11 protein-coding genes and 1 tRNA gene are annotated in these 12005 nt (G+C 69.2%); 9 read left to right on the top strand and 3 right to left on the bottom strand.

The window, feature by feature from the left end:
- The 3 genes from ABT367_RS27185 to ABT367_RS27175 form a co-directional block, all read left to right on the top strand.
- On the top strand, window positions 1-775 hold a 775-nt coding region (locus ABT367_RS27185), incomplete at its 5' end, for an AIM24 family protein (RefSeq protein ID WP_352255729.1).
- Window positions 776-789: 14 nt separating this feature from the next.
- Complete coding sequence (locus ABT367_RS27180; protein WP_352255728.1) at window positions 790-1470, top strand: AIM24 family protein; 681 nt, start codon at window positions 790-792, stop codon at window positions 1468-1470.
- A 17-nt stretch (window positions 1471-1487) separates the two neighbouring features.
- Window positions 1488-2243, top strand: coding sequence for an AIM24 family protein (locus ABT367_RS27175; protein ID WP_352255727.1), 756 nt, complete (start codon window positions 1488-1490; stop codon window positions 2241-2243).
- Window positions 2244-2314: 71 nt separating this feature from the next.
- Here the strand turns inward: ABT367_RS27175 and ABT367_RS27170 are convergent, their stop codons facing one another.
- Window positions 2315-2836 (bottom strand): NUDIX hydrolase, encoded by a 522-nt coding sequence (locus tag ABT367_RS27170; protein WP_352255726.1) that lies wholly within the window; start codon window positions 2834-2836, stop codon window positions 2315-2317.
- Window positions 2833-4311: a zinc-dependent metalloprotease gene (locus ABT367_RS27165; RefSeq protein ID WP_352255725.1), complete on the bottom strand. Its 1479-nt coding sequence runs from the start codon at window positions 4309-4311 to the stop codon at window positions 2833-2835. Before ABT367_RS27165 ends, ABT367_RS27170 begins: the two co-directional genes overlap by 4 nt.
- Window positions 4312-4574: 263 nt before the next feature.
- Here ABT367_RS27165 and ABT367_RS27160 point away from each other — a divergent pair, with 263 nt between their 5' ends.
- The 4 genes from ABT367_RS27160 to ABT367_RS27145 all read left to right on the top strand — a co-directional run bounded on the left by ABT367_RS27160 (window position 4575) and on the right by ABT367_RS27145 (window position 8045).
- Window positions 4575-5681: an SDR family oxidoreductase gene (locus ABT367_RS27160; RefSeq protein ID WP_352255724.1), complete on the top strand. Its 1107-nt coding sequence runs from the start codon at window positions 4575-4577 to the stop codon at window positions 5679-5681.
- 419 nt (window positions 5682-6100) lie between these two features.
- Window positions 6101-6562 carry a molybdenum cofactor biosynthesis protein MoaE gene (locus tag ABT367_RS27155; RefSeq protein WP_052576868.1) on the top strand — a complete coding sequence of 154 codons (462 nt, stop codon included), beginning with the start codon at window positions 6101-6103 and terminating at the stop codon, window positions 6560-6562.
- A 125-nt stretch (window positions 6563-6687) separates the two neighbouring features.
- Window positions 6688-6876, top strand: a complete 189-nt coding sequence (locus tag ABT367_RS27150) for a hypothetical protein (RefSeq protein ID WP_352255723.1) — start codon at window positions 6688-6690, stop codon at window positions 6874-6876.
- A gap of 80 nt (window positions 6877-6956) precedes the next feature.
- Window positions 6957-8045 carry a YlbL family protein gene (locus ABT367_RS27145; protein ID WP_352255722.1) on the top strand — a complete coding sequence of 363 codons (1089 nt, stop codon included), beginning with the start codon at window positions 6957-6959 and terminating at the stop codon, window positions 8043-8045.
- Window positions 8046-8131: 86 nt separating this feature from the next.
- Here ABT367_RS27145 and ABT367_RS27140 read toward each other — a convergent pair whose 3' ends face one another.
- The gene (locus tag ABT367_RS27140; protein WP_352255721.1) at window positions 8132-8689 is read right to left on the bottom strand and encodes a PPA1309 family protein; all 558 of its coding nucleotides are present in this window, start codon (window positions 8687-8689) and stop codon (window positions 8132-8134) included.
- A gap of 191 nt (window positions 8690-8880) precedes the next feature.
- On the opposite strand from ABT367_RS27140, the gene ABT367_RS27135 reads away from it, so the two are divergent.
- Window positions 8881-11796, top strand: a complete 2916-nt coding sequence (locus tag ABT367_RS27135) for a UPF0182 family membrane protein (protein WP_352255731.1) — start codon at window positions 8881-8883, stop codon at window positions 11794-11796.
- Window positions 11797-11844: 48 nt separating this feature from the next.
- Window positions 11845-11918: transfer RNA gene (locus tag ABT367_RS27130), tRNA-Met, on the top strand.
- Window positions 11919-12005: the final 87 nt, after the last annotated feature.

The following is a 12005-nucleotide window of genomic DNA, read 5'->3' as shown; positions in this document are numbered from 1 at the left end:
GCAGGTCCCCGGCCAGCCCGCCGCGCCTCAGGGGTACGGCCAGCCGCCCGGCATGCCCGGACAGCCCGGCGCTCCCGCCGGATACGGCATGCCCCAGGCCCAGCCCGCCGCGGGCCCCGGCCTGCAGGCCGCGCTCCAGCCGTACAAGGAGACGGCCACCGGCACCCGCTGGACCCCGCAGAACCAGCAGATGATGCGGGTCGACCTCAGCATGGGCGGCACCCCGGTCCTGGCGCGTCAGGGCAGCATGGTGATGTACCAGGGCAAGGTGGACTTCTCGTACAAGAGCGCCGGTTTCGCCGGACGGATCATCGGCAACGCGACCGGCCAGGAAATGCAGTTGATGCGCTGCACCGGGCGCGGCCAGGTCTTCCTCGCCGAGAACGGTGCGCATCTGCACTCCATCGAGCTGCAGGGCGACGGCATCTGCGTCTCCGCCGAGAACGTCCTCGCCTTCGACGAGACGCTGCAGCACGAAGTGCGGCGCATCGAGGGGCACGGAATCCCCGGCGGCGCGCTGTTCACGATGCAGTTCCAGGGCACCGGAACCGTCATCGTGAAGACCCACGGCATTCCCGTGGTGCTTCCGGTCACGCCCACCACGTACGCGGACAGCAATGCGATCGTGGCGTGGTCCTCCGCCGCCCAGGTGATCATTTCCAGCCAGGTGCGCCTGCGCCGGAATTCCTTCCCGGGTCACAGCGGAGAGACCGTGAATCTCCAATTCCGGGGAGCGCCCGGAAACTTCATCGTCGTCCAGCCCTACGAGGTCTGAGGGAGCCCGAAGAAATGATGCAGCAACTCGCGGGCTATGCCCCGACCCCGATGGCCGCCCGTATGGAGAACCACGGGCGCACGATGCTCAAGGTCGCCATGGCCTCCGGCCAGGACCTTTACGCGCGCACCGGCTCGATGGTGTCGTACGAAGGCTTCATCCAGTACGAGCCCAACCCGCCGGCCGTCCGCCAGATCGCCTCGCAGTGGGTGACCGGCGAAGGCGCCCCGATCATGAAGTGCTCCGGCGACGGCCTGCTCTACCTGGCCGACTACGGGGCCGACGTGGTCGTGATCAACCTGAACAACGACTCGCTCTCGGTCAACGGCACCAACCTCCTCGCCTTCGACGCGCACCTGCAGTGGGGCGTCGAGAAGGTCAAGGGCATGGCCAAGTTCGCCGGCCAGGGCCTGTGGAACGTCGAGGTCGCCGGCACCGGCTGGGTGGCCATCACCTCGCGCGGTACGCCGCTGGTCGTCGACTGCGGCCGCGGTGAGGACGAGACGTACGTCGACCCCGACGCCCTGCTCGCCTGGTCCCCGAACCTCAAGGTGAAGGGCAAGCGCAGCTTCAAGGCCTCCTCCCTCGTCGGACGGGGCAGCGGAGAGGCCTACCAGATGGCCTTCTCCGGCCAGGGGATCGTCGTCGTACAGCCGAGTGAGGACAGCTCCGACCGCCTGCGGGTCCGGGGCTGAGGGGGAGCGAACACACCATGCAGAGTGCGCTTTTCAGCCAGACAGAGAACCAGACCCAGGAGCGCTACGCCCTGCAGAATCCGCAGCTGCTGCGGGTCGCCCTGCAGGGCCATGACGACCTGCTCGCCCGCAAGGGCGCGATGGTCGCGTACCAGGGCCTGGTCGAGTTCGACGGCGAGTACCAGTCGGCCGGCCAGCGCCGGGCCCGCAACCGCACGGGCGAGGGCCTCGACCTGATGCGCTGCTCCGGCCAGGGCACCGTCTATCTCGCCAACCTCGCGCAGTACATCCACATCGTGGACGTGGAGCGCGAGGGCCTCACGGTGGACAGCGCGTACGTCCTCGCGCTCGACACCCAGCTCAACCACGAAGTCATCGCGGTGGACAGCCAGTACGGGATCTCCGGGTCCGGCAAGTACCAGCTGAACATCACCGGCACCGGCAAGGTCGCGCTCATGACCTCCGGACAGCCGCTGATGATGCAGGTCACGCCCGAGAAGTACGTGAGCGTCGACGCCGACGCGATCGTCGCCTGGTCGACCTCCCTGCGCGTGCAGATGCAGGCGCAGACGACCAACTCGAGCGTGCGCCGCCGCCGCGGCAACACCGGCGAGGGCTGGGAGCTCAGCTTCCTCGGCCAGGGCTATGTCCTGGTCCAGCCCAGCGAGGTCATGCCGCCGCAGAACGCGGTGATCGGCTCCGGCGTCGCCGCCCAGTTCGGCGCGGGCCAGCAGGGTGCCCGCGGTCAGAACCAGGGCAACGCCTGGTCGTAGCGGGGCAGTTGGCTGTACGGGTGAGGGGCGGGTGCCAGTGGCGCCCGCCCCTCACTCATACGCACAAGTGGTCAGAGCTTCGCCCGCGTCCGCTCGAGGAGCCGTACGACCGACGTATCGGCCACGTCCGCCACCTCGTCGTACGCGTACCACTTCAGATCCAGCGACTCCTCGCTGATCGCCTCGACCGCACCGGCCGGCGCGAGCGCCGCGTACTGGACGTCCAGGTGCCAGTTGCAGGGCGCCGGGATCGGGTGCCGGTCAAGGCGCACCGGACCGCCGTCGAGCAGCGTGAGCCCCTCGATGCCGGACTCCTCGGTGGCCTCGCGCAGCGCGGCGGCCTCCATCGAGGCGTCGCCCGGCTCGCAGTGACCGCCCATCTGAAGCCACATGTTCAGCTTCTTGTGCAGCGTGAGCAGCACCTTGCCGCGCGAGGGGTCGATCACCAGGGCGCTGGCCGTCAGATGCCCGGCCTCGCAGGCCTTCCACATGCCGTCCGGGTGCGCCGCCAGATGATCCAGATACGTCTGGCGCAGCTCTTCCTGGTCCTCGTACGCCTTCAGTACGAGGACCGCGTCTTCGTGCAGGCTCACTTGCTGTCGTCGCCCTTTTCGTCTTCGTCGTCGCTCTTACGGAGATCAGGCTTCGAACCGCCCGCCGCCTCGCCCAGCATCTTGTCGATCGCGTCGAAGTCGAGCTTCGGCTCGTCGTCGCCCGACGCGTCCGCGCCCTGGTCGCCGCGGTGCACGAACCCGTCCGGGTCGTCCAGGTCCTTCGCGGTCGGCAGCATGTCCGGGTGCGCCCACAGACCGTCGCGGCCGTCGAGGCCACGGGCGTCCGTCAGCGAGGCCCAAAGGCGCGCGGCGTCGCGCAGCCGGCGCGGACGCAGCTCGAGACCGATCAGGGTCGCGAAGGTCTGCTCGGCGGGACCACCGCTCGCGCGGCGCCGGCGCAGCGTCTCACGCAACGCGTTCGCCGAGGTCAGACGGTCCTTCGCGGCCTCGTGCACCACCGCGTCCACCCAGCCCTCGACCAGCGCGAGCGCCGTTTCCAGACGGGCGAGCGCGGCCTTCTGCTCGGGGGTGTCCTGCGGCTGGAACATGCCCTGCTGCAGTGCGTTCTGCAGCTCCTCCGGGTTCGACGGGTCGAACTGGCCGACCACGTCCTCCAGCTTCGAGGTGTCCACCTTGATCCCGCGCGCGTAGCCCTCGACCGCGCCGAACAGATGCGAGCGCAGCCACGGCACATGCGCGAAGAGCCGCTGGTGGGCGGCCTCGCGCAGGGCGAGGTACAGCCGCACCTCGTTCTGGTCGATGCCCAGGTCCTTGCCGAAGGCGTGGATGTTCACCGGCAGCAGCGCGGCCTTGCCGGCCGGGCCGAGCGGCAGACCGATGTCGGTCGAGCCGACGACCTCGCCCGCGAGCACGCCCACGGCCTGGCCGATCTGCTGGCCGAACATCGCGCCGCCCATGGAGCGCATCATCCCGATCAGCGGGCCCGCCATGGCCTGCATCTCCTCGGGCAGTACGTCGCCCATGGCCGCGCCCACGCGCTCCGCCACTGGGTCCACGAGCTCCTGCCAGACCGGAATGGTCGCCTCGACCCACTCGGCGCGCGACCAGGCCACCGCCGTGTTCGCGCCCGAAGGCAGCGAGGTCACGCCGTCCAGCCACAGGTCCGCCAGGCGCACGGCCTCCTCGACCGCGGCGCGCTCGGCGGTACCGACGCTCGCGTCCTTGGTGCCGTCCGCAGTGCCCTGCGAGACGGTCTGGCGGGCGATCTGCTTGGCCATGTCCCAGTTCACCGGGCCGCCCTCGTACGAGAGCATCTGGCCGAGCTGCTGGAAGGCGGCGCCCAGGTCGTTCGGGTTCATCGACCCGAACATCGCGGCGAACGGGTTGTCGCCGCCCGGGCCGCCGGGACCGCCGGCGCCCGGGAACCCGAAACCGAAGGGGTTCCCCGGAACGCCGCCCTGGCCACCGCCGCCCTGCTGGTCCTTCTTCTTGCCCTCGTCGCCGTCTTCCGGCTCCTCCGGCGGAAGGCCGAATCCGAATGGGGTGTCACTCACGGGAATCCTCGGCTCGTAGGGCCGCCGGCTCGACTGCCGACGGCGACTGCCCGACTCGGGACCTACCGGCGAACGGAAGGCGGCGTCCGGCACACACCTTTTCCCGCCTTCCGTTCGCCGGTAGGTCCCACCACCCAGCGTAGACACCCGGCCCGCTTCGGGCCTCGGTGCTCCGCCTCCGCAGGGCCTGCGGCAGGATGGACGCCACCTGGTACGTACGCGTCATTCATGTACGTACTGAAGACAACCGCTGGAGACGCCTGGTGAGTTCCCCGGATCCGAAGGTTCGCGCAGCGCGAAACGACTCAACCCCGGCCGTACGCGGTCCGGTGGTGGCCATCACGGGTGCCGCCACCGGGGTCGGCGCGCGCCTGACCGAGCGCCTGGCCGCCTCCGACGAGATCAAGCAGGTCATCGCCATCGACGAGCGGCGCGGAGAGTGCACCGCCGCCCAGTGGCACATCCTGGACGTACGGGACCCGGCGATCGCCGAGAAACTGCGCGGCGCCGACGTCGTCGTCCATCTCGCACTCGACCTCGACCTGGAGACCGACGCCGCCGCCCGCACCGCGTACAACGTGCGTGGTACCCAGACCGTGCTCACCGCGGCGGCCGCGGCCGGCGTCCACCGTGTGGTCCTGTGCACCTCCGCGATGGTCTACGGCGCCCTGCCCGAGAACGAGCTCCCCCTGTCCGAGGACTCCGAGCTCAAGGCCACCGCCGAGGCAACCGGCGTCGGCGACCTGCTCGAGATCGAGCGCCTCGCCCGCCGCGCGCCCCGCGCCCACCCCGGCCTCAACGTCACCGTCCTGCGCCCGGCGGTCCTGGTCGGCGGCACCGACACGGCCCTCACCCGCTACTTCGAGTCCCCGCGCCTGCTCGTTGTGGCGGGCTCCCGTCCCACCTGGCAGTTCTGCCACGTCGACGACCTGTGCAGCGCCCTCGAATACGCGGTCCTCGAGAAGGTCGAAGGCGACCTGGCGGTCGGCTGCGACGGCTGGCTGGAGCAGGAGGAGGTCGAGGAGCTCAGCGGCATCCGCCGCATGGAGCTGCCCTCGACGGTCGCCCTCGGCGCCGCCGCCCGCCTGCACCGCATCGGCCTCACCCCGTCCCCGGCGGGCGACCTCGCGTACACGATGCACCCCTGGGTGGTCAGCGTCAGCCGCCTGCACGACGCGGGCTGGCGTCCGCAGTGGACCAACGAGGAAGTCCTCGCCGAACTCCTCGCCGAGGTCGAGGGCCGCCACACGGTCGCAGGCCGCCGCCTGGGCCGCAAGGACGCCACGGCCGCCGGCGCGGCAGGCGCCACGGTCGCCCTCCTCGGCGCGGCGGCAGTGGTCCGCAGGGCACGCAAGCGCCGCGGGGTCTGACCCGGGCCCCGGCAGGTGGGCGCGTGGAAGTGCCGTGAGCGTCGGCGCTCGTCCGCCTGCGGTGTCGTGGTGGGGTCGGTGCCGGTCCGGGGTGCCTGTTTTACGGGCAATGGCGCCGTCTTCGCGAAGGGTTGCCGTGACCGTCGGGGGTGCCCGTAAAACAGGCACCCCTCCCCGTCCCCTTCCGCCGTCCTGCGGCTGACGGCCGGTGGTCTGTCCTGTCAGGACGCCCATATGGCGACCGTCCCCTTCCGCCGCGCGACTCACGGCCGGTGGGGTGCACGCTGCAGGCGGGCGCAGGGCCGTGTCCGCCCGAGGCGGGGGACACGGCCGCCTGTAGGACCCTCCGACCAGCTGCCCGCACCCCCGGTCGATTCCGCTATTCCGCGATGTCACTCGCGTACGGCACGATGGAGGGCATGGCTGCACGGTATGACCACCCAGGCGAGCAGGCCGCACAGGATCCGATCCGGCTGCTCGCGATCCGCGAGACCCCGCTCTCGGTCGACGAGGTCTTCACGGCCGTCGGCGACAGCGCGGCCGGCGGCACCACGCTCTTCGTGGGCACCGTGCGCAACCACGACGGGGGCGCCGACGTCGACGCGCTCGGCTACTCCTGCCATCCCTCCGCCGAGGCCGAGCTGCGCCGCGTCGCCGAGAAGGTCTGCGCCGACTACCCGGTACGAGCCCTCGCCGCCGTCCACCGCGTGGGCGACCTCGAAGTGGGTGACATCGCGGTGGTCGTCGCCGTCTCCTGCCCGCACCGGGGCGAGGCCTTCGAGGCCTCCCGGCAGCTGATCGACACCCTCAAGCACGAGGTCCCGATCTGGAAGCACCAGAAGTTCTCCGACGGCACCGAGGAGTGGGTCGGCGCCTGCTGACCCCCACAGGTCACACGAGCCCCTCCGGTTGCGTAACCCAACCCCTGCCGTGAGCGTTGTCCGTACGGATGGCTAATCTGCTGATCACTCAGTAGTGATCGGTCAGTTGGGGTCGGGAGGTCGGCATGGCATCGCTCGCATGGCTGCTCATTCCGCTTTTCGCCGCGATCGGCGCGGCCCTGTGGGGCAGTTGGGCCACCCGCGCCCGTAAGTCCGGACGCACCGGCGATGTCACCGAGCTCGCCGGATACGCGAAGTTCCGCGCGGCCATGGAGGACAGCGCGAAGGCGGACACCGGGACGGACGCGGCCTGATCCCGGGCCTGGCCGCCCGGGCGCCCCGGACGGACCGGCCCCAGGGGTGCACCCACAGGGACGTCCCGTACTGTCGTTCCATGCCTCGCCGCACCGCGACCATGCTCGCTTCCACCCTGATGCTGATCGCGCTGCTGTGCGCGGGTGTGCTGATCAAAGTCCCGTACTCGGAGATGACTCCGGGCCCGACGGTGAACACCCTCGGCGAGCACGACGGCGAGCCGGTGCTGCAGATCTCGGGCCACAAGACGTACGAGACGACCGGCAACCTCAACATGACGACGGTCCGCGTCACCAGCGCCGACTACAAGATGAACCTCTTCGAGGCCGTCTACGGCTGGATCGCGCACGACAACGTCGTCGTACCGCACGACACCCTCTACCCGGACGGGAAGACGGAGGAGCAGTCGACGCAGGAGAACGCCGAGGAGTTCAGCCAGTCGCAGGAGAGCGCCAAGGTCGCCGCGCTCAAGGAGCTGGACATCCCGGTCAAGTCCCGGGTCGTCGTCGCCACCGTGCTCAAGGACAGCCCTTCCGAGGGCAGGCTGCACGCCGGCGATGTGATCAAGGCCGTGGACGGCACCGCGGTCGAGCAGCCCGACGACGTCGCCAAGCTGGTGACCAAGCACAAGCCGGGCGAGGGCGTCGTGTTCACGATCGTGCCCGCCAAGGAGGCCGCCGCGGCCGAGAAGGCCGGCAAGGAGGCCACGGCCACCGAGAAGATCACGATCACCACGGAGAAGTCCCCCGAGGGCGACCGGGCGATCGTCGGCATCCAGGCCGGGACCGATCACACGTTCCCGTTCACCATCGACATCAAGCTCGCCGACGTCGGCGGTCCGAGCGCCGGCCTCATGTTCGCGCTCGGCATCGTCGACAAACTGACCCCCGAGGACCTCACGGGCGGCAAGTTCGTCGCGGGCACCGGCACCATCGACGACAACGGCAAGGTCGGGCCGATCGGCGGCATCGAGATGAAGACGGTCGGCGCCCGCAGCAAGGGCGCGGAGTACTTCCTCACCCCCGAGGCCAACTGCGCATCGGCAGCCAAGGACATCCCCGACGGCCTCACCCTGGTCAAGGTCAAGACCATCGACGACGCGGTGGAATCCCTGGACAAGATCCGCGCGGGCAAGACCTCCGACCTGCCCTCCTGCTCCGCCGGATAAGGCGAGTGCGGCAAGCACGCAGTCGATACGAGGAGGGGGCGCCGCATCCGATGCGGCGCCCCCTCCCCGTATCCGAGGGACCGGCGTCAGCCGGCGAACGTCGCCGCCAGCGCCTCCGCAAGCCCCGGCACCAGGTCCGAGCCGGTCAGCACGTCCTTCGGCGAATCCTTCTCGCGCAGCCGCAGCGCCGACTCGCGCGTTCCGTTGCGCAACACCCCCACCGTCATGCGCACCTCCTGACGGTCCGGGTGCTTGCCGACCCACTTGGCCAGCTGCGCCTCGTCCAGACCGTCCGGAACGGATGCCTCCGCCGACGGCGGCAGCATCAGGCGCTCGACCGTGAGCGCGCAGCCGGCCACCGCGTCGGGCCAGGCGATCGTGCCGAGGAACTCGTCCAGCGGGGCGCCGGCGGGCAGTTCGTCCTGCTCGATGGGGGTCAGCGCACCGGCCGTCTCCTCACCGGTCAGACCCAGCCGGTCGGCCAGGCCCGGTTCCTGCGCGCGCAGCTTGGCGGTGTCCACCAGGGCGAACAGACGGGCGGGCTGATCCCAGCCGAGACCGCCGACATACTCGTCGATTTCGAGTACGGCACGGGTCAGCGGGCTCGCGGCCATCGGGGGGCCGGAGGGGGAAACATTCGACATGGCCCATATCCTGCCTGGTTCAGACCCCGGACGAAGAACTCGGCCGCACCGACTCGGACATCACGGATCGGAAACGCCAACCCCGGTCCGGGAACTGAGTAAAGCTTCAGTAAGTTGCACGAGTGGGCTCTACGATCGCGGAGCCCCCACACCGACCGCCGAACTTCGAGGTGCGCACCTTGGCTTTCCAGATGCCGGACCGCGGCTCAGGCCCCCCATCGGGGCCACGGATCAGAGTGGGCCGTCCGTCCCGGCGTGTCCGCACCCTGCTGATGACGCTCGGCGTCCTCGCCGTGCTTTTCATGGCGTTCGTGATGTTCGCCGGGTTCTGGACGGACTGGCTGTGGTACCGGTCGGTCGACTACTCCTCGGTCTTCGCCAAGACGCTGTGGACCAAGATCGGCCTGTTCGCCGTCTTCGGCCTCCTGATGGCCGCGGCCGTCGGCGTCAACATCTGGCTGGCGCACCGCCTGCGCCCGCCGCTGAGCGCCATGTCGCTCGAGCAGCAGAGCCTCGACCGCTACCGCATGGGCATCGCCCCGTACAAGAAGTGGATCCTGCTCGCGATCACCGCCCTGGTGGGCCTGATCGCCGGCGCGTCCGCCGCGGGCCAGTGGCGTACGTGGCTGATGTGGGTGAACGGGGTGCCGTTCAACCAGAAGGACCCCCAGTTCGGCCTGGACGTGGCGTTCTACGCGTTCGATCTGCCCTGGTACCGCTTCCTGCTCGGCTTCGGCTTCGCGGCCGCAGTGCTCTCACTGATCGCCGCCGCGCTCACGCACTACCTGTACGGCGGACTGCGCGTCACGGGCGGCGCCCGCGCCACCTCGGCCGCGACCGGTCATCTCTCCGTCCTTCTCGGCCTGTTCGTGGCCCTGAAGGCCGTGGCGTACTGGCTCGACCGGTACGGACTCGCGGTCAAGTCCAGTGACTTCAAGGCCACCGGCAACTGGACGGGTCTGCGCTACGTCGACGCCAACGCGTATCTGCCGGCGAAGACCATCCTGTTCTGCATCGCGGCCATCTGCGCCGTGCTGTTCTTCGCGACGTTGTGGCGCCGCACCTGGCAGCTGCCCGTCATCGGCTTCGGTCTGATGGTGCTCTCGGCGATCCTGATCGGCGGCCTCTACCCGGCCATCGTGCAGAAGTTCCAGGTCGAGCCGAACGAGCAGGCCAAGGAGCAGGAGTACATCGAGAAGAACATCGAGGCCACGCGCAAGGCGTACGACATCGACGGCGTCCAGATCACGGACTACTCGGGCAAGGGCAAGACCGGTGACTCCGACACCGCGAAGGCCGACCAGCGCAAGCAGGCGGACGCCCAGGCGAGTTACCGCCTGATCGACCCCAACGTGGTGGGCCCGACCTTCGACACGCTGCAGCGCCTGCGCAAGTACTACCAGTTCCCGACCACGCTCGACGTCGACCGCTACAAGGACGCCTCGGGCAAGGAGCAGGACACCGTCATCGGTCTGCGCGAGCTGGACCTCGACGGCATCCCGAAGCGGAACTGGATCAACGACCACTTCACGTACACCCACGGCTATGGCGCGATCACGGCCAAGGGGACCGGCACGGACCCGAACGCCGACCCGGCGGGCTCCCCGGAGTTCACCGACAAGGGTCTGCCGACCACGGGCCAGCTGCCCACGTACGAGCAGCGGATCTACTACGGCGAGAAGACCGAGCAGTACTCGATCGTCGGCGGTCCGCAGAAGGAGCTCGACTACGAGAAGGACGGTGAGCAGACCACCAGCTACAAGGGCGACAGCGGGGTCAACCTCTCCAACCCGATCAACCGGGCTGCCTACGCGGTCGCGTTCAGCGAGCCGCAGATCATGTACTCGGGCGCGATCGGCGAGGGTTCGAAGATCCTCTACAACCGCACGCCCAAGGAGCGCGTCGAGGCCGTCGCCCCCTGGCTGACCATCGACGGCGACGCCTACCCGGCGGTCGTCGACGGCCGGATCCAGTGGATCGTCGACGCCTACACGACGACGAACGGCTATCCGTACGCCTCGCGCACCACGCTCGGCGACACCACGGCCGACTCGCTGACGGCGGCCAACAACCAGCGTGCGGTGGTGGCCCAGCAGAACCAGGTCAACTACATCCGCAACTCGGTGAAGGCCACCGTCGACGCGTACGACGGCAAGGTGAAGCTCTACCAGTGGGACGAGAAGGACCCGGTCCTCAAGACGTGGATGAACGCGTTCCCGGGCACGGTCGAGAAGAAGAGCGCGATCTCGCCCGAGCTCAAGGAGCACCTGCGCTACCCGCAGGACCTGTTCAAGGTGCAGCGTGAGCTGCTCACCCGGTACCACGTCACCGAGGCGCCGCAGTTCTACAGCGGTTCGGACGTCTGGCAGGTGCCGGACGACCCGACCAACAAGGAGAAGAACGCGGTCCCGCCGTACTACCTGAGCCTGAAGATGCCGGAGAAGGGCAAGACGCCGGCGCAGCAGGACCAGAAGTTCTCGCTGACGACCACGTTCACACCGAACGGCCGGCCGAATCTGCAGGCGTTCATGGCGGTCGACGCCGATGCCAACAGCAGCGAGTACGGGACGATAAGAGTCCTGAACGTGAAATCGGAAGTGCCAGGACCCCAACAGGTCCAGTCCGAACTCAACGGCAACAACGAAGTCGCGACGTTCGTCCGCGACCTCAGAGGCACGGACTCGGACATCGTCTACGGAAATCTCCTGACGATCCCGCTGGACGAGGGCTTCCTGTATGTCGAGCCGGTCTACGTCAAGGGCGGTAACGCCAACTACCCGCTCCTGAAGAAGGTCGGCGTCTCCTATACGGGCGCTCGCGACCCCGTCTTCAAGGACACCCTCGCGGAGAGCTTCGACGCGGTCTTCGGGGCGCAAGGCGCCGATCCCGAGGTGCCACCCTCCGAGGACCCGGACAAGCCCACGCCACCGCCCTCCAGCGACCCGACGGTCAAGGAGGCGCTGGACGAGGCGCAGAAGGCCTTCGACGAGGCGGACAAGGCGCTGAAGGCGGGCGACCTCTCCGGCTACGACGAGGCCATGAAGAAGGCCGAGGACGCCGTCAAGCGAGCCATCGAGGCCGAGGGCAAGGCCCGCAAGGACGACTGAGCTGGTCAGAGCTCCCTCCCGCGCCGTGGTACGGTTTGGACACAACGGCGCGGGGTGGAGCAGCTCGGTAGCTCGCTGGGCTCATAACCCAGAGGTCGCAGGTTCAAATCCTGTCCCCGCTACTGAAGACCGAGGCCCGGATCTCCTGGAGATCCGGGCCTCAGTCATGTCCGGAGCCGTTTCGGGGCATCGGTCGCGTCCGAGGCGGA

The sequence above is a fragment of the Streptomyces mesophilus genome, assembly GCF_040300965.1.
Classification (GTDB): Bacteria; Actinomycetota; Actinomycetes; order Streptomycetales; family Streptomycetaceae; genus Streptomyces; species Streptomyces mesophilus_A.
Note: the sequence above shows the minus strand (reverse complement) of the source record. Positions and strands in the feature narration are given on the sequence as shown.

Coding starts and splice junctions, on each gene's coding strand:
- ABT367_RS27180 (WP_352255728.1), top strand. CDS start 790: ATGATGCAGCAACTCGCGGGCTATGCCCCGACCCCGATGGCCGCCCGT.
- ABT367_RS27175 (WP_352255727.1), top strand. CDS start 1,488: ATGCAGAGTGCGCTTTTCAGCCAGACAGAGAACCAGACCCAGGAGCGC.
- ABT367_RS27155 (WP_052576868.1), top strand. CDS start 6,101: ATGGCTGCACGGTATGACCACCCAGGCGAGCAGGCCGCACAGGATCCG.
- ABT367_RS27150 (WP_352255723.1), top strand. CDS start 6,688: ATGGCATCGCTCGCATGGCTGCTCATTCCGCTTTTCGCCGCGATCGGC.
- ABT367_RS27145 (WP_352255722.1), top strand. CDS start 6,957: ATGCCTCGCCGCACCGCGACCATGCTCGCTTCCACCCTGATGCTGATC.
- ABT367_RS27140 (WP_352255721.1), bottom strand. CDS start 8,689: ATGTCGAATGTTTCCCCCTCCGGCCCCCCGATGGCCGCGAGCCCGCTG.
- ABT367_RS27135 (WP_352255731.1), top strand. CDS start 8,881: ATGCCGGACCGCGGCTCAGGCCCCCCATCGGGGCCACGGATCAGAGTG.